19 protein-coding genes and 1 tRNA gene are annotated in these 16,170 nt (G+C 72.8%); 10 read left to right on the forward strand and 10 right to left on the reverse strand.

Features of this window, described 5'->3' with window-relative positions:
- Window positions 1-4 precede the first annotated feature (4 nt).
- From AB0873_RS23025 to AB0873_RS23035, 3 genes are all read left to right on the forward strand, one after another.
- Entirely contained in the window at window positions 5-1,195 is a 1,191-nt protein-coding gene (locus AB0873_RS23025) for a DUF3068 domain-containing protein (protein ID WP_366602043.1), read from the forward strand.
- A gap of 389 nt (window positions 1,196-1,584) precedes the next feature.
- Window positions 1,585-2,196, forward strand: coding sequence for a DUF6230 family protein (locus AB0873_RS23030; RefSeq protein WP_155329788.1), 612 nt, complete (start codon window positions 1,585-1,587; stop codon window positions 2,194-2,196).
- Between the two features lie 80 nt (window positions 2,197-2,276).
- Complete coding sequence (locus AB0873_RS23035) at window positions 2,277-3,815, forward strand: DUF6114 domain-containing protein (protein ID WP_366602045.1); 1,539 nt, start codon at window positions 2,277-2,279, stop codon at window positions 3,813-3,815.
- Between the two features lie 60 nt (window positions 3,816-3,875).
- Here AB0873_RS23035 and AB0873_RS23040 read toward each other — a convergent pair whose 3' ends face one another.
- A complete protein-coding gene (locus tag AB0873_RS23040; RefSeq protein WP_155329789.1) occupies window positions 3,876-5,546 on the reverse strand; it encodes a DUF885 domain-containing protein in 1,671 nt (556 codons plus the stop codon).
- A gap of 167 nt (window positions 5,547-5,713) precedes the next feature.
- Here AB0873_RS23040 and AB0873_RS23045 point away from each other — a divergent pair, with 167 nt between their 5' ends.
- The gene (locus AB0873_RS23045; protein ID WP_366602047.1) at window positions 5,714-6,703 is read left to right on the forward strand and encodes a DMT family transporter; all 990 of its coding nucleotides are present in this window, start codon (window positions 5,714-5,716) and stop codon (window positions 6,701-6,703) included.
- Here AB0873_RS23045 and AB0873_RS23050 read toward each other — a convergent pair.
- Both AB0873_RS23050 and AB0873_RS23055 read right to left on the reverse strand, forming a co-directional pair.
- Window positions 6,697-7,779 carry a PHP domain-containing protein gene (locus AB0873_RS23050; protein WP_366602049.1) on the reverse strand — a complete coding sequence of 361 codons (1,083 nt, stop codon included), beginning with the start codon at window positions 7,777-7,779 and terminating at the stop codon, window positions 6,697-6,699. The two genes, AB0873_RS23045 and AB0873_RS23050, sit on opposite strands and share 7 nt — an antisense overlap.
- 66 nt (window positions 7,780-7,845) lie before the next feature.
- Window positions 7,846-8,583 carry a peptidoglycan DD-metalloendopeptidase family protein gene (locus AB0873_RS23055; RefSeq protein ID WP_366602051.1) on the reverse strand — a complete coding sequence of 246 codons (738 nt, stop codon included), beginning with the start codon at window positions 8,581-8,583 and terminating at the stop codon, window positions 7,846-7,848.
- 62 nt (window positions 8,584-8,645) lie between these two features.
- Here AB0873_RS23055 and AB0873_RS23060 point away from each other — a divergent pair, with 62 nt between their 5' ends.
- The 4 genes from AB0873_RS23060 to AB0873_RS23075 all read left to right on the forward strand — a co-directional run bounded on the left by AB0873_RS23060 (window position 8,646) and on the right by AB0873_RS23075 (window position 10,540).
- Window positions 8,646-9,011, forward strand: a complete 366-nt coding sequence (locus AB0873_RS23060) for a hypothetical protein (protein WP_366602053.1) — start codon at window positions 8,646-8,648, stop codon at window positions 9,009-9,011.
- Between the two features lie 79 nt (window positions 9,012-9,090).
- On the forward strand, window positions 9,091-9,258 hold the full coding sequence (locus AB0873_RS23065; RefSeq protein ID WP_196255818.1) for a hypothetical protein: 168 nt from the start codon (window positions 9,091-9,093) through the stop codon (window positions 9,256-9,258).
- 123 nt (window positions 9,259-9,381) lie between these two features.
- Window positions 9,382-9,906, forward strand: a complete 525-nt coding sequence (locus AB0873_RS23070; RefSeq protein WP_155329794.1) for a tRNA adenosine deaminase-associated protein — start codon at window positions 9,382-9,384, stop codon at window positions 9,904-9,906.
- Window positions 9,907-10,105: 199 nt separating this feature from the next.
- Window positions 10,106-10,540 carry a nucleoside deaminase gene (locus AB0873_RS23075; protein WP_155334005.1) on the forward strand — a complete coding sequence of 145 codons (435 nt, stop codon included), beginning with the start codon at window positions 10,106-10,108 and terminating at the stop codon, window positions 10,538-10,540.
- A gap of 53 nt (window positions 10,541-10,593) precedes the next feature.
- Here AB0873_RS23075 and AB0873_RS23080 read toward each other — a convergent pair whose 3' ends face one another.
- The 3 genes from AB0873_RS23080 to deoD all read right to left on the reverse strand — a co-directional run bounded on the left by AB0873_RS23080 (window position 10,594) and on the right by deoD (window position 12,502).
- The gene (locus AB0873_RS23080; protein ID WP_155329795.1) at window positions 10,594-11,049 is read right to left on the reverse strand and encodes a thioesterase family protein; all 456 of its coding nucleotides are present in this window, start codon (window positions 11,047-11,049) and stop codon (window positions 10,594-10,596) included.
- A complete protein-coding gene (locus tag AB0873_RS23085) occupies window positions 11,046-11,684 on the reverse strand; it encodes a TetR/AcrR family transcriptional regulator (protein WP_366602055.1) in 639 nt (212 codons plus the stop codon). Before AB0873_RS23085 ends, AB0873_RS23080 begins: the two co-directional genes overlap by 4 nt.
- A gap of 110 nt (window positions 11,685-11,794) precedes the next feature.
- Window positions 11,795-12,502, reverse strand: coding sequence for a purine-nucleoside phosphorylase (gene deoD, locus AB0873_RS23090; RefSeq protein WP_155329797.1), 708 nt, complete (start codon window positions 12,500-12,502; stop codon window positions 11,795-11,797).
- Between the two features lie 75 nt (window positions 12,503-12,577).
- On the opposite strand from deoD, the gene AB0873_RS23095 reads away from it, so the two are divergent.
- A tRNA-Ser gene (locus AB0873_RS23095) sits at window positions 12,578-12,664 on the forward strand.
- Between the two features lie 73 nt (window positions 12,665-12,737).
- Here the strand turns inward: AB0873_RS23095 and AB0873_RS23100 are convergent.
- The 3 genes from AB0873_RS23100 to AB0873_RS23110 form a co-directional block, all read right to left on the reverse strand.
- Window positions 12,738-13,334 carry a DUF6518 family protein gene (locus AB0873_RS23100; RefSeq protein WP_366602057.1) on the reverse strand — a complete coding sequence of 199 codons (597 nt, stop codon included), beginning with the start codon at window positions 13,332-13,334 and terminating at the stop codon, window positions 12,738-12,740.
- A gap of 91 nt (window positions 13,335-13,425) precedes the next feature.
- A complete protein-coding gene (locus AB0873_RS23105; protein ID WP_366602059.1) occupies window positions 13,426-14,154 on the reverse strand; it encodes a hypothetical protein in 729 nt (242 codons plus the stop codon).
- The gene (locus AB0873_RS23110; RefSeq protein WP_366602061.1) at window positions 14,151-14,651 is read right to left on the reverse strand and encodes a SigE family RNA polymerase sigma factor; all 501 of its coding nucleotides are present in this window, start codon (window positions 14,649-14,651) and stop codon (window positions 14,151-14,153) included. Before AB0873_RS23110 ends, AB0873_RS23105 begins: the two co-directional genes overlap by 4 nt.
- Before the next feature lie 143 nt (window positions 14,652-14,794).
- Between AB0873_RS23110 and AB0873_RS23115 the strand changes: the two genes are divergently transcribed.
- The gene (locus tag AB0873_RS23115; RefSeq protein ID WP_366602062.1) at window positions 14,795-15,589 is read left to right on the forward strand and encodes a DUF3152 domain-containing protein; all 795 of its coding nucleotides are present in this window, start codon (window positions 14,795-14,797) and stop codon (window positions 15,587-15,589) included.
- A 62-nt stretch (window positions 15,590-15,651) separates the two neighbouring features.
- Here AB0873_RS23115 and AB0873_RS23120 read toward each other — a convergent pair whose 3' ends face one another.
- Complete coding sequence (locus AB0873_RS23120; protein WP_366602142.1) at window positions 15,652-16,146, reverse strand: hypothetical protein; 495 nt, start codon at window positions 16,144-16,146, stop codon at window positions 15,652-15,654.
- Window positions 16,147-16,170: the final 24 nt, after the last annotated feature.

The following is a 16,170-nucleotide window of genomic DNA, read 5'->3' on the forward strand; positions in this document are numbered from 1 at the left end:
ATGAGTGAAGCTTCGTGTGGGCGCCGCGCTCTTCGGGCTGGGCGTCTTGTTGCTGGTTTTCGCGGCCGGGTTGCCGCTGTACGTGGCTCCAGCCGTGACCAAGCTCCCCTACGACCTCGACCCGACCACGTCGGTGGCCGAGGCGAAGGACGCCCAGTTCCTGAAGATCACGAAGGTCGGGGAGTCGGTCACCATCGACGTTCCGCGGGCCACGCTGCTCTCCACGGTCGAGGTCATCCCGCAGCCCGAGGACACCAAGGACCGGCTGCCCAAGGAGCTCAAGGGTGACGCGGTGATCTGGAACGTCTACCAGACGGTCCGGCGCGCCGACAACCAGGACGTGGTCAGCCAGTACAGCACCGAGCTCGCCCTGCTCCGGGTGTCCGGTGCCGCGGCGCCGTGGAAGGAGCAGTGGCTCAACGAGAGCGGCGCCGAGCAGACGCCGGTCGGCAACGTGAGCTACGCCGGCCAGGTCTACAAGTTCCCGTTCGGCACCCGGAAGCGGGATTACCAGATCTTCGACCGGGACCTGAAGAAGCCGCTGCCGGCGAAGTTCACCGGCACCGAGACCGTCAAGGGCCTCGAGGCGTACCGGTTCGAGCAGCGCATCGAGAACGAGGTGCTCAACACCCCGGAGGACAGCGTCAAGAACCTGCTCGGCAGGTTCTCGCCCGGCGCGACCACCGGCCAGGTCGTCTACAGCAACACCCGCACGGTGTGGGTGGACCCGGTGACCGGTTCGTACGTCAAGGTGCGCGAGCAGCAGCACAAGGAGCTCCGCCCCGACGTCGGCACGCCCACGGTGCTGCTGGACGCGGACTTCAACTACACCGACGAGACGATCACCAAGAGCGTCGAGACGGCGAAGGACAACCGGTTCAAGATCGGCCTGATCAGCCTGTGGCTGCCGATCGTGGCCGGCGTCCTCGGCCTGATCGCGCTGGTGGCGGGCATCCTGCTGGTGCTGCGGGGCAACGGCGGGGGTGACGGTGCCCGGCACCGGGCCGGCGCCGCTCCGCTCACCGACGACACCCGGGTCGACCAGGAGCCGGTGCGCGACGACGCGCAGCCGGCGGCCGAACCGCAGGGCGGTCCGATGAGCGACGAGATCCCGCCGGCGACGACCAACTGGAAGGCCGACGACGGGTCGGTGCCGGGCCAGCGACCCGCTCCGGGCGAGGTCGAGCAGCGGTGACGCGACCGGGCTGAGGGCCCGGCACGGACGAGGGGTGGACCGAACGGGTCCACCCCTCAGTGTTTTCCCGTTCACGCCGGGTGGTCGTTACGGAATCGTAATCCGTCGATGGTTTGGCTACCGCGCGTTACCTCTGTGCCCAGGAATGCCGGATATTGGTCAGCTTGAACTTTACAAACGACGCCGTTCTGTCAACGTCCTGTAACGAGATCATGCCCGTACGTCAGCCCCCTGTTACTGACAGGTAATCCGGGCCTTGTGACGCGGGCCTCAGGGGTGCACCATCACTGCACGCTCGTTACCCGCCGGTAACAGGTGACGACCCGGTGCGGGCGTCGTCACCCCCGCCGACCGGCCACCCCGCGCGACATCACCCCGAGGAGGGCCCCGTGCAGGATCGGTTCGACAACCCGGGTCGTACCCGGTGGCGGCGCTTCGCCGCGCTCATGGTGCCCGCGACGGCAGTCGCCGGCGCGATCGTGTTCGGCATGTCCAACGGCGCGATCGCGGCGTCGTTCGCCGTCTCCGGCCAGACGTTCAAGGTTTCCGCGACGGAGCTGCGCGGTAACGGCTTCGTCCAGTACGGCGGGATCGCCGAGGAGGAGAACGGCACGAAGCACCCGGTCGCCGTCTCCGGCATCCGCGACGCCAAGCTCTACGACCTGTGCCAGTCGGTGAAGGTGCCCGGGGCGCCGGTCGTCCTCACGATCAACGCCGGTGGGGGCGGCAAGCCGGCCACCGCGAGCGAACTGCTGATCGACATGGACCTGCTCGAGGGCGACGCCGAGTTCAAGAACATCAACATCGGCCAGGACGCCTCCACCCTGACCGGCGGCCCGAAGGGCGCCACCGGCGAGAAGAAGTCGTTCGGCCAGCAGTCCGACACGGTGGTCATCAAGAACCTCCGCCAGGTGGCCCGCTCCACCCACGCTGGCACGTTCAACCTGACCGGGCTCAAGCTCAAGGTCAACGTCGGCGCGGACGCCAAGGAATGTTTCTGACCTGATCACCGGGGCCCGCGGAGGGCACGCTCCGCGGGCCCGTTCCCTGCCCACGACACCTCACCCGGCAGGAGGCGTACGTGACAACCGCCGAACCGCAGCACGCCCGGCCCGGTCGTCTCCGCGAGACCTGGCGCGGCTTCCGCCGGTGGCGCCGGGTACGCCCGTTCTGGGGCGGCCTGCTCACCGCGCTGGCCGGCCTGGAGATCTTCGGGACCACCCAGATGTCGCTCGGCGGTCTCTCCTTCCAGATGGGACCCACCGGATTCCTCTCCTGGCTGATCCCCACCATCCTGGTGACCTGCGGCCTGCTGATCTGGTTCAGCCCGCAGCAGCGCATCTTCTACGCCGTGGTGGCCGCGGTCACCGCGCTCTTCTCGCTGATCGGGGTGAACCTCGGCGGATTCTTCGCCGGGCTCCTGCTCGGCATGGTCGGCAGCGCCCTGGCCTTCGCCTGGACCCCGGACCGACCTCCCACCACGACGCCCGACGTCGATCAGGACGCGGGTACCGACCACACCGGAGCGGAGCCCGCGCCGGCCGAGGCGACGGCACGTCACCTGCGGGCGGTGCCCGCCGGCCCCGACCCGGACACGCCGACGCTCGTCGACGAGGCCGGACCGGCCGGCGACCGGCTCCGCGCGGCCCGGCCGGCGCCGTCGGCGTACCAGCCGCGGCCCCACCCTCCGGCCGGTCCGCCCGTACCCGGGCCGCGCGATCCGCGGTACCTCGCGGTGCTGCTCGGGCTGGTCGGGCTCTCCGCCACCGCGGCGCTCGCCGCGCCGGCCCCGGCGCGGGCGGCCGTCCCCGCGGGACGGGCGGTCGTGGCGGCCCCCGCCGCCTGCCCGACCCGACCGGCGACGACCGGCCCGGCCGCGCCGAGCCGGTCGGCGACACCCCGCCCGAGCGGCGCGGCGTCGGCGAGCCCGAGCCCGAGCCCGGACGCCGACGAGGACGACGGCAACCTCATCACCGACATCCTGGAGGGCATCGGCGACCTGTTCGGTGGTGGCGACGACGAGGAGGAGCAGCCGTCGGCCTCCGCGACTCCGACCGCGACCGGCCGGCCCGCCGCGACCGGCACGCCCCGCCCTCGGCCCACCGCGCCCGGCTGCCCCACGGCCACGCCCACCCCCCGGCCGAGCGGCGACGTCGAGGCGGGCGAGCCGCTGCCGCGCGTCGCGGTCGACCCGGGACAACCGCCCGTGAACGCCGTGCCGTCCAAGCTGACCGGCTCGAAGGTCACCATGACCGGGCTGCGGTTCGACGGGATCGTCGACCTGCCCACCGCCCAGGGCACCCTCAAGGCGCTGAAGTTCAGCATGGCGCGGGCGGTCACCGACGACTTCCTGCTCCGCGTACCCGGCCCGGCCGGGCGCACCATGGGCTTCGCCACCGGCCAGCTGACCGTCCAGGGGAACGTCGACTTCTACGCGACCCGCTTCGTGGGGCGGCTGCTCGGCATCAAGATCACGTTGACGCCGGACCTGCCGTTCCCCGACGGCCTGCCGATCACCTCACCGATCCCGATCACCTTCACCGAGCCGGCGATGGACCTGGCGTTCGTCACCAGCGACACGCTGACCGCGAAGCCGCGGCTACGGCTGACCCTGAACTGACCCCGCTCCACCACCACCCCGGTGCGGGGCCGGCGCCACCGGCCCCGCACCTTCTTCCCGTCAGAGGCGGGCGAGAGCCCGGCGAAGCGGGTCCAGCCCGAGGGCACCCAGGTCGAGCGCCTGGCGGTGGAACTCCTTCAGGTCGAAGTCGGCGCCCTTGCGGGCCTTCGCGTCGTCCCGGGCCTGGAGCCAGATCCGCTCGCCGACCTTGTACGACGGTGCCTGCCCGGGCCAGCCCAGGTACCGGTTCAGCTCGAAGCGCAGGTTCTCGTCCGGCACCCGGCAGTGGGCCCGCATGAACTCCCAGCCCAGCTCCGGCGTCCACCGCTCCCCCGGGTGGAAGCCGAACGGGTTGTCGGCGGGGATCTCCAGCTCCAGGTGCATGCCGATGTCGACGATCACCCGCGCGGCGCGGAACGCCTGGCCGTCGAGCATGCCGAGCTTGTCGCCCGCGTCCTCCAGGTAGCCCAGATCGTCCATCAGCCGCTCGGCGTAGAGCGCCCAGCCCTCGCCGTGACCGGAGACCCAGCACAGCAGCCGCTGCCAGCGGTTGAGCTTCTCGGCGCGGACCGCCGTCTGCGCGATCTGCAGGTGGTGGCCCGGCACGCCCTCGTGGTAGACGGTGGTGACCTCGCGCCAGGTGGAGAAGTCGGTGATGCCCTGCGGCACCGCCCACCACATCCGGCCCGGTCGGGAGAAGTCCTCGCTGGGGCCCGTGTAGTAGATGGAACCGTCGCTCGTCGGCGCCAGGCAGCACTCGATCCGGCGTACCTGCTCCGGGATGTCGAAGTGGGTGCCGTGCAGCTCGCTGACGGCCTTGTCGGCGAGCGCCTGCATCCAGTCGCGGAACGCCTCCTTGCCCTGGATCGTGCGGGCCGGGTCGGCGTCGAGCGCCGCGACCGCGTCGTCGACGGTCGCGCCGGGCCCGACGATCCGCGCGGCCACCGTCCGCATCTCGGCCTCGAGCCGCGCGAGCTCCTCGAACCCCCAGGCGTACGTCTCGTCGAGGTCGACCCTCGCGCCGAGGAAGTACTGCGAGGCCAGCTCGTAGCGCTCCCGGCCGGCGGCCTGCCGCTCCCGGCCGAGGGGCGCCAGCTCGGTGCGGAGGAACTGGCCGAACTCGGCGGTGGCCCCGGTGGCGGCGGCCGCGCCGCGCCGCAGCTCGGCGCCGAGCGTGCCGTCTTCGCCCAACCGCTCGACGAGCCCGTGGAAGAAGTTGTCGCCGTCCGGGTCGACCCAGATGTCGCACTGCTTCGCGACCTCCAGCAGCTGCGCCCGGGCACTGACGTGCCCGGCGGCGGCCTCCTCGCGCAGCGTGGTCTTGTAGTCCTCCAGCGCGCCGGCGAAGCGGTTGAGCCGGGCGGCGATGTTCGCCCGCGCGTCCTCGCCGTCGGTCGGCATCAGGTCGAAGACCGAGCGCAGGTCGTGCAGGCCGCTGGTGATGACGCTGACCCCGTTGCCGACCTCCCCCGCCTCGTAGCGGGCGAGGTCCAGGCCGAGCCGCTCCTGCATGGCCTCCCGGGCGGTCCGCTCCGCCTCCGACTCGGGCTCGGTGACGTCGAGGTCGGCGAGGGTGCGCCGGGTCAGGTCGGCGCGGGCCGCGTAACCGGCGGGCGACAGGTCGTCGAGCTGGTCGTCGAAGCCGGCGATGCCGACGTAGGTGGCGCCGGTCGGGCTCAGCGCGGCCCAGTCCGCCACGTAGCGGTTGGCGATGTCATCGATTCGTCCCACGCTGCGACCCTACGTGACCCCACGGCCTGGTTGTCGACCCTGTTTGCGATGCGCCGGGCAGCGGCCCGACCGGGGCGGCGCCGGTCCGGACCGCCGGTGCTGTGGCGGTCGACACGGCGTCCGAAAAGCGCGGGACTTCGTCGTACCCCTGCGGCAGAGTGTCAGGGGTGACGGCGGACTTCACTCCTGACCGGGCGGCGCTGCGGAGCTGGCTGCCCGGGTTCATCGCCCTGGCCGCGATCTGGGGTTCCAGCTTCCTGTTCATCAAGGTCGGCATCCGGGAGCTGCACCCACTGCACCTCACCCTCTACCGGGTCGCCGCCGGCGCGGTGACGCTGCTCGTCGTGCTCGCCGTGCTGCGCGACCGGCTGCCCCGCGAGCCGCGGATCTGGGCCCACCTCTTCGTGATCGGGGCGCTCGGCGTGGCGGTCCCGTTCACCCTCTTCGGCTACGGCGAGCAGCGCGTCGAGTCCATGCTGGCGGGCATCTGGAACGCCACCACCCCGCTGATCGTGCTGCCGATGGCGGTGCTGGTCTTCCGCACCGAACGGCTGACGGCCCGCCGTGCCGTCGGGCTCGGGCTGGGCTTCGCCGGGGTGCTCGTGGTGCTCGGGGTGTGGGAGGGCGTCGGCGGCTCCCACTTCGCCGGCCAGCTGATGTGCTTCGGCGCGGCGGCCTGCTACGGCGTGGGGATCCCGTACCAGAAGAAGTTCGTGGCGGGCAGCGCCCACTCGGGGCTGTCGCTCTCCGCCGCGCAGCTGCTGATGGCGGTGGCGCAGCTCGCGATCGTCGCGCCGCTGGTGGCCGGCGCCCCGCCGGTGCCCACCGCCCTGTCCGGCGAGGTCGTCGCCAGCGTCCTCGCGCTCGGCGCGCTCGGCACCGGGCTGGCCTTCGTCATCAACCTGCGCAACATCCGGGTGGCCGGGGCGAGCACCGCCTCCACGGTCACCTACCTGATCCCGGTCTTCGCGGTGCTGATCGGAGCGCTCGTGCTCGACGAGCGCCTGACCTGGCACCAGCCGGTCGGCGCGCTGGTGGTGCTCCTCGGCGTCGCCGTCACCCAGGGCCTGATCGGCCGCCGACCGACGCCGACACCGGTGGGCACGCCGGCGGTGCCCGCCGCCGAGCCCGTGCTGCCCGGCCGGGCACCCTACTGACGCGGCTCCTGGCGCTTCGCGGCCCACACCACGAGCTGATCCGCCGGCCAGGTGTTGACGACCCGGTCGGCGGGGACGCCGCAGCGGGCGGCGCGTTCGCAGCCGAAGCGCTGCCAGTCGAGCTGCCCGGGGGCGTGCGCATCGGTGTTGATCGCGAAGAGGCAGCCGGCCTCCAACGCCCGCCGGATCAGTCGCTTCGGAGGGTCCTGCCGCTCCGGCCGCGAATTGATCTCCACGGCGACGCCGCGTTCGGCGCAGGCCGCGAAGACCGCGTCCGCGTCGAAGTCGCTCTCGCCCCGGGTACGCGGGCGGTGCGCCCGGTCACCCGGGCCGGTCACGCCGGCCGGCCGGGACGACACCATCCGACCCGTGCAGTGACCGAGGATGTCCAGGTGCGGGTTCGCGATGGCGGCCAGCATCCTGCGCGTCATCTTGCCGCGCTCGTCGTTGAGGCCGCTGTGCACCGAACCGACCACCACGTCGAGCCGGGCCAGCAGGTCCTCGTCCTGGTCCAGCGAACCGCCGGCGAGGATGTCCACCTCGACGCCGGTGAGGATCCGGAACCCCTCGGGCAGGGCCTCGTTGAGCTTCGCCACGTGGTCGAGCTGGCGGCGCAGCCGGTCGGCGGTGAGGCCGCGCGCCACCTTCAGCCGGGGCGAGTGGTCGGTCAACACCAGGTACTCGTGCCCCAGCTCGGCCGCGGCGAGCGCCATCTCCTCGATCGGTGAGCCGCCGTCGGACCAGTCGGAGTGGGTGTGGCAGTCACCGCGCAGGGCGGTACGCAGGGCGGTCGCCTCCGCGTCCAGGTCGGTCCCCTCGGTCGCGACCAGCCGGCGCAGGTAGACCGGCTCCTCACCGGCCAGCGACTCGACGACGCAGCGGGCGGTGACGTCGCCGACCCCGGACAGCTCGGTGAGCTTGCCGCTGCGCGCCCGCTCCGTCACGTCCTTCGCCGGCAGGGCGGCCAGGGCGTTCGCGGCGGACCGGAACGCGCGTACCCGGTAGGTGGCCTCGTTGGCGCGTTCCAGCAGGAACGCGATCCGGCGCAGGTCGGCGATGGGATCCCGGGCGGCCATGTCCTGCAACCTACGCGCCCACGCGGCCGTTCGGGGGGACGAACCGGCGGCGCGGGGACCCGCCCGTCAGCCGGTGCGTGGCGCCTTCGGGCAGCCGTGCCGGCGGTGCCAGGCGGTCACCTCGGTCGCCGGGTTGCGGTCGATGCCGCGCCGCCACGCGTCCAGGTAGGGCGCCGGCCAGACCACACCGCGCCGGATCCACCAGCCGTCCTGCCCGGCGCACGGCGGCGAGATGCCGAAGTGCAGGTGGCAGACGTTGTTCGCGTTGCCGGTGCGGCCCACCGTGCCGAGTTGCTGACCGGCCCGCACCCGGACCCGGGGATCGATCCCGGCGGCGACCTCCGTCAGGTGCGAGCCGTAGTAGCGGACGCCGTCGTCGCCGAGCACCGAGACCGACAGCCCGCCGTTCCACGGGCCGAGCGGGCCGCGCCGGTCGAACCGGTCCACCCGGCTGACCTCCAGGACCGTCCCGTCGGTGACCGCCACGACCGGCTCCCCGCAGTCGGCGAAAATGTCCGTGCCGGGGTACGCCGAGTGGGTCGGGTGGTAGGCGACCTTGCGGGCGCGTACCGGGAAGACGTGCGTGAGCCCGGCGCGGGTCGGCACCGCCGACGGGCCCCCGGAGGTCGCGGCGCCCGGCGCGGAACCGGGTGCCGACGCCGCCGGCTGGTCCGCCGTGGCCGGCGCGGTGGGCGGGCCGACGTCCGCCCCGGGCCGGGTCGTCGCGCAACCGGCGGCCAGCACCGACACGAGCAGCAGCAGGACCGGGTACACCGGGCGGTGCCCGGTCGACGGCGAGGGCATCGCGCCATCCTGACAGACCAGTACGGTGAGGACGAGAGGCGTGCGTGGCGGGAGGAGTGACCGTGACGAGCGATCCGTACGGCGGGTTCCGCCCGCGTAGCCCGTCGGGGCTCTTCCCGTCCGGGCCCCCGGCACGGCCGACCTACCGGGAGCCGCACCCGGTCTCCGGGGGCGGTGTCGCCGCCGGTGGCGCCGGCGCGGCGGCGTGGCTGCTGCTGTTCGGGCTGCTCGGCACGAGCGTGCGGACGTACGTGTGGTGGACGCTCGTGGCCGGCGGTCTCGCCTGGCTGGTCGCCCTCCTGCTGGTGCGCCACGGCGACCGGGGCGTGGGCACCGGGATCGCCATCGTCACCGGTGGCGGGTGGAGCATCGCGGCGGCGATCGTGGTGGTCCGGTGGGCGACGAGCGGCGACTGGCCACTCTGGTGAGGTCGCGGTCCGTCGTCGCGCGGCTGCGCAGCGAAGCCCGTCTTGACGTGACCGTGTAGGCTGCCGCACCCTCGGCGGTATGGCCTGGACCACTCCGCGGCTCGACCCCGAACGCAGCCGTCGCCGCCTGCAACTCCTCGCCGAGTTGGCGGGTGCCCGGGCGGTACGCCAGCGGGAGCGGCCGCAGCGTCTCCGCAGCGAACGGCTGAAGCAGCTCATCGCCACCCGCCGCCGCCTCGTCGGGTGACCCCGACTTTCCCCAGGATTGGCCGGCCCTTCGGGGCGTTGACCGGTCGCCTGCCGACCCGACCGGCTAACGTGCACGCGTAACGGGTCGGCTGTAGGGGCGCCGAGGCAGTTTGGGGGGACCGTGTCGTATTTCGCTGCGGCGGTGGTGCGCGACGAGAGCGGCTGGACCGCCGCCGAGGTGAACCTGCGCGGGGTCACCGACATCGACGAGGTCGCCGAACGGTTGCGCGACGTCGACGGGGACGCCGACCTGTCGCTGCTCTTCGTCGAGGCCGAGGACGCGTACCTGGTGATCCTCCGCCTCGACGAGGGTGAGGACCTGCGGGTCTTCGGCTCCGACTCGGCGTACGCGGAGGAGTCCCGCCTGGGCGCGCTGCTGGTCGGTGACCTCAAGGCGTCGGTCACCGGCCTGGACGAGACCGAGGAGTCCCGCCCGGCCGGCGGCGACGAGGAGAGCGAGCAGCCGGCCGTCGACCCCGAGGCGGACCCGGTCGGCGACGCGGACCTCCTCGCCGACCTGGGCATCCCGGCGGCGAAGCTGCTGGCGCTCTGCACCCACGAGGGCATGCTGCCGGCCGACGTCACCGCCGAGATCTGCACGGTGCTGGGCTGCGCCGACGAGGTCGAGGAGTTGCGTGAGGTCTGAGCCGGGCGCGTCCGGTCCGGCGGCCGGGGGCGCACCGCTCCCGCACGGCGGCGAGCCGGCCGACGCCACCGACCCCGCCCTGGAGACGGTGCGACCGGGGCAGCCCACGCCCGGCCGGGCCGGGCGGGTCGGCCCGGGGGCGGACGAGGGGCTGGCCGACCCGGACGGCGCGGGCCGCCGGCAGCGGTACGAGCTGTGGATGCGCCGGGCGTTGGAGATCGCGGTGACCGGGGCGGACACGGCGGCCACCGCCGACGACGTTCCGGTCGGGGCCGTGCTGTACGGCCCGGACGGCGTGGAGTTGGCGACCGGCCGCAACGAGCGGGAGCTGACCGGTGACCCGACGGCGCACGCCGAGGTGCTGGCGCTGCGCCGGGCGGCCGAGCGGCTGGGGCGCTGGCGGCTCGACGGCTGCACCCTGGTGGTCACGCTGGAGCCGTGCACGATGTGCGCCGGCGCGCTGGTGCTGGCCCGGGTCTCGACCGTCGTCTTCGGAGCCTGGGAACCGAAGACCGGCGCGGCCGGCTCGCTCTGGGACGTGCTGCGGGACCGCCGGCTCAACCACCGCCCGGAGGTCTACGGCGGCGTCCTCGAGACCGAGACCGCCGCCGTCCTGCGCGCCTTCTTCCGCTGAGGGAGTAAGGAAGGGCCCCTTATTAACGCCTGCGGTAGTAAAAGGGTCCCTTCCTAACGCTCCGGGCGGAGCAGGGTCGCCGCTACCGCACGCGCGGCGTCGGTCCAGGGCGCCGGCCGCATGGTGGCCGGGTCCAGCCGGACGATCGCCCGCCGGCCGTCGGCGTACACCGTGGTGCCGTCGACCGACCGGAACTGGAACGCGTACTCGGCGCTGCTGGTGCCGAAGCGGTCGAGCCAGAAGTGCACCGCGACCGGGCCGGTGCCGGTGATCGGCGCCCGGAACGTGATCGCGAACTCGCGTACCGCGTGGAACACGTCCGGTGCGCTGTTCCCGCCCTGGAAGGCGACGCCCCGGTCGGCCCAGTACGGGGTCAGCGCCCGCTCCAGCAGTACCGCGTACCGGGCGTTGTGCAGGATCCCGAGGGCGTCGAGGTCGTCGAAGTGCACGGTGACGTGCTCGACGTGACCGAAGTCGACGGCGGGCGGGTCGGCGAGGGCGTGGCTCATGTGAGGCCTTCCGGTAGCAGGGTCGGGTCCGGGCACAGCGCCCGGAGGCGGTCCAGCACGCCGTGGCGGGCGTGCCGGTAGGCGGTGTCCGGCTCGAGCAGCCGGGACTGCATCGCGGCGCTCATCCCGAGCGCGTCGATCTCGTACGCCAGCTGGGCGACGACCAGGTCGGCGGGGAGTTCGCCGGCGTCGACCGCCTGCTGGACGAGTTGTTCGAGGAAGGCCGTCCACCGGGCGTACGCCTCGGCCAGGCGGTCCCGCACCGGGCCGGGGCGGGCGTTGTACTCGAACTGGGTGTTGGCGAAGAAGCAGCCGCCGGGGAGCACCCGCGCCGCATAGAAGTCGATCCTGGCCTCGTGCAGCGCCCGGAGCCGGCGTACCCCGCGCGGGGCGCGCAGTGCCGGCTCGACGATCCGCTCCCGCCACTGCTCCACCGCCCGGTCGATCGCGGCGAGCTGGAGCGCCTCCTTGGATCGCCAGTGCGCGAAGAGCCCGGACTTGCTCACGCCCAGCGCGTCGGCGAGCTGCGCCAGGCTGAGCCCGTGCAGACCGGCCTCGGTGGCCAGCACCACGGCGGCGTCCAACGCGGCCGTGCGCGTCCGTTCACCCCGCACGAGGCGTCCGTCGACGGTCATGAGGGCAGCGTACTCAAAAAGCACGACCGGTCGTATTGTTTGTGCGGTGATCGCGCTCACCCGCGACGCACGCCGCCCCGCCACCCGGACGGGCGGCGGGGCGGGTCTGCTCAGGCGATGATCGTGTCGAGGGCGATCTCCACCATCTGGCTGAACGTCTGCTCCCGCTCCTGCGACGTGGTCTTCTCGCCGGTGCGGATGTGGTCGCTCACCGTCAGGATCGTCAGCGCGCGGGCCCGGAACCGGGCCGCGATCGTGTAGAGCGCCGCCGACTCCATCTCCACCGCCAGGACGCCGTAGTCGGCGAGGGTGTCGTAGAGGTCCGGCCGGTCGGTGTAGAAGGCGTCCGCCGCCAGGATCGGCCCGACCCGCATGGTGATGCCGCGCCGCTCGGCGACCTCCACCGAGGTACGCAGCAGCCCGAAGTCGGCGACCGGCGCGTAGTCGATCAGCCCGTCGAAGCGCATCCGGTTCATGTTCGAGTCGGTGGACGACCCGATCGCGGCCACCACGTCACGCAGCTGGAGGTCCTCGGTGAGGGCGCCGCACGAGCCGACCCGGATGAGCGACTTCACACCGTACTCGTTGACCAGTTCGTGCGCGTAGATCGAGGCGGACGGCATGCCCATGCCGGAACCCTGCACGGAGACGTCGACGCCGTTCCAGCGGCCGGTGAAGCCGAGCATCCCGCGGACCGTCGAGTAGCACTGGGCACCCTCGAGGTACGTCTCCGCGATCCACTTGGCCCGCAGCGGGTCACCCGGCATCAGGACCCGCTCGGCGATCTCTCCCGGCTTAGCGCCGATGTGCGTACTCATGGCAAGGATCCTGCCAGGCCGCTCAGCGGCATACCGGTCCGGCGTCCGATCCCGCGGTCCTGTACCCTACTCGGCGGTGGTGTGTCCGAGTGGCCTAAGGAGCACGCCTCGAAAGCGTGTGAGGGTTCACGCCCTCCGCGGGTTCAAATCCCGCCACCACCGCTCGTGAACAGCGAGAACGCCCGGTTGATCCGCGAGGATCAGCCGGGCGTTCCGCTTGTGGTCTCAGTTTCGGTCACCAGCCGCCGGCCACCGCGAACGCGATGAGGATGAGCAGGGCCAGGGGCAGGGCCACGGCCAGTGCGAGCATCCGTTGCCGGCTTCCGGTCCCGATCAGCGCGACGACCAGGAGGCCGAGCGCGACGTCGATGACGACGTTCCACAGGAGGCCGGGAGGATAGTTGGGATCGTTCGCATTGCGGGCGTACCTGGTCGCCTCCTCGAAGAACACGGCGGCCGGCAGTGCCGTCCCGACGATCTGTCGCCAGCCCGTCCCACGCGCCCAGGTGCCGCCGATGCCGAAGACCACGCCGGCCAGGACACCGAAGACCATCCAGAGCAGCGACGACGGTGCCCACACCACGGCCAGATCGTCACCTTGGACGAGCGTTGCCGCCAGGTAGTAGCTGGGCACCGCCACGACGAGCAGGACGGCGGCGCCCAGGGCCGCGCGCAACCAGCCCGACCGGGCCCAGCAGCCGAAGGCGAAGGCGGCGACTGCCCACGTGGCGGTGGAGTTGCCGAGTTCGGCGAAGGGGTACGGCACGAACTTGATCCACAAGAAGTCGAGGAAGCCGAGCAGGAAGCCTCCTGCGACGGCGGTGAGTGCCAACGTTCGATGGTCGGGGCGCACGGCGAGCAGCATACTCAGTATGCCGCCGCCGCCGCCGCCGCCGCCGCCGGTCGGTCGGTCGGTCGGTCGGTCAGAGCTTCCGACCGCGCACGTCGCGGGCGACGATGCCGTCCAGTGGGGTTCCCGGCGCCAGCTTGCGCGGTTCGAACCAGAAGATCACCACCTGCGGATCCTCACTCCACCGCGCCTGCCGGGCCGTGATCTGCCGGCCGTCGACGGTGCCGACGATCCGCTGCGCGGGTCCGACGAAGTACCCGAAGGTGGGCACCTGCGGCTTCGTCGGGACGGATCCGGCCTGGTCGTAGCCGATCGCGTGGAATCCGGGCCGGCGGTCACTGCCCTCCACGTCGTTGGCCAGGAAGTCCGAGGTCAGCGTCCCGTCGGCGGTGCGGCGGCCGGCGACCAACCCGATCGTCACCCGAGGCTGTCGGGGCAGGTCGACCCGGACGAAGTAGAAGACCCGCTCCTCGCCGCCGTACCGGATCCCGCTGTCCACCACATCGCCGACCGGTCGCGGTTCCTGGGTGCCTTCGGTCGGGCCGGGGGCCGCCGTCGGGTGGGCGGGTGCGGTGGCGACCGGAGCGGGCTGGGGCTCCGGCTGCGGCGGGCGGTCTCCCAGCACGCCGACCGCTACGCCGAGGACGACGGCCACCGACAGCGCCGCCCCGCCGGCGCCGGCGAGTTGGCGCCGCCGACGGATCCGGCGGCCCTCGCGCATGATGGTGCCCAGGTCGAGGGCGCCCCGGGGGGCGCGTTCCGTCGCCCGCATGGCCTGGCGGAGCTGCTCCACCTCGTTCATCGGCACGCCTCCTGCGCATCGGAAACGCGGCCGGTGGTGCGCAGCTTCTGCAGGGCTCGTGAACTGGTGCTCTTGACCGTGCCGACCGACACGTTCAGCTCGCGGGCCACCTGGGCCTCCGGAAGGTCGAAGTAGTACCGCAGGACGACGATGGCGCGCTCGCGGGGGCTGAGCGAGCCGAGGATCGCGAGCAGCCAGCGTCGGGTGGCGACCTCGTCGGCGATGTCGTCCCGACGTTGCTCCGGGAGCTCCTCCGTGGGGTACTCGCGGATCGGGCGTCGCCAGCTGTCGATGAGGTGGTTGACCAGCACCGAGCGGGCGTACCCGTACGCGTCGTCGTCCTGGATCCGGGACCACGACGCGTACGTCCGGACCAGGGCGGTCTGCGCCGCGTCCTCGGCCTGGTGGTGGTTGCCGGTCATCAGGTAGGCGGCATGCACCAGCCGCCCGGACGCCGCCCGGGCGAACTCGACGAACTCCGCATCACCCCGAGCCATGCCGGCCCTTCCCACACCTCACGCCGGACAGGACGAGCGGCACGGCGGAAAGGTTGAGCCCCTGCGACACCAACTTTGCGACCGGACCACCCGTCCTTCCCGCTGCGCAGCGCCGACAGGCGCTGACCAGCGAGGAGAACCACATGGCAGGCAAGAATACGAGGCTGATTCGCGTCAGCGCGGTGTCGGGGCTGGTGCTGGTCGCACTGGTCACGGGGTGCTCGGCGCCGACGGCTGGTCGGTCAGCGGTCCCGGCCGCTGGTGCCGCCACCTCGGCACCCGAGGTGTCGGTGCCGGCGCCCAGGCCGGCCCGGAAGGCGACCCCGGTCAGTTATCCCGCCAGCGGCGGCAACCGGTGGCGAATCGCCGCCGCCGAGCCGTCACGGCCGCAGGGCGCCGGACGGTTGTGGCGCTACCGGGTGGCGGTCGAGCGCGACATCCAGGGCCTTCCCGTGGCCGAGTTCGCGGCCGAGGTGACCAGAACCTTGAACGACCCCCAGGGCTGGACCGCCGGCGGGACGCTGCGCCTGCGCCGGGTCGGCGCGGACCAACCCGCCGACTTCACCGTCTACCTGGCCACCCCCGGCACCCGTGACGCGCTGTGCCAGGACCAGGCGGACGGCTACACCTCGTGCCGCAACGGCCACCGTGTGGTGCTCAACGTGGCTCGCTGGGTGAAGGGAGTGCCGCGCTACGGGGCCAGCCTTGCCACCTACCGCCGGTACATGGTCAACCACGAGGTGGGGCACCGCCTCGGCCACGGTCACGAGCTGTGCCCCGGGCGGGGCCGCCCGGCACCCGTCATGCAGCAGCAGACACTCGGCCTGCACGGCTGCACGGCCAACGCGATGCCGTACCTCGACGGTGAGCGCTACACCGGTCCTCCGGGGGCGTACGACGATCCCATTCCGCCCGCCGGGCGCGGCCGGCCCGCCTGAACCAGCAGCCCGCCGGTTGGCGGAGCGCCCGGGGGACCCCGGGCGCTCCGTCCGTGGCCGGGTCAGCAGGGGCCGTGGCCCTCGTCGAAGGCGCGCTGGGCCCAGTCGGCGTACCCGGCGATGACCTTGCGGACCGCCTGCCCGTCGTGCAGGAAGAGGTACGCCCGGTCGCCGTCCCGGACGAGCAGGCCGTCGAACCGGTGCGTCCCCTGTGGAGCGTCGAGGTGTCGCGCCTCCGGGTAGCGTTGCCGGACCTCGGCGAGCGGCGTGCCGGCGGCGACCCCTTCGGGCGTGCGTACCGGGTCGCCGACCCAGAGCAGGACCAGCCGGTCCTCCACGAAGATCGGGCTGACCGTCTCGTGCCCGGCCAGCATCGGGCCGCAGGCGTCGACGTCCGTCCGGAGTATGCCCCGCCGGGTGAGTTCGTCCTCGGTGTCGCCGAAGTCCACATCGGCCAGTCCGTCGAGGTCGACCACGGTGACCGCGCCGGCCGGCTCGCCCACGGCGATCCGGTCCGGTGAAGCAGGACCGCTGCCCGCGATCGAGGCAGCGGTCATCAGCGCGGCGATGAGGCCGAATTG

It is taken from the genome of Micromonospora sp. NPDC047707 (assembly GCF_040704235.1).
Taxonomy (GTDB): domain Bacteria; phylum Actinomycetota; class Actinomycetes; order Mycobacteriales; family Micromonosporaceae; genus Micromonospora.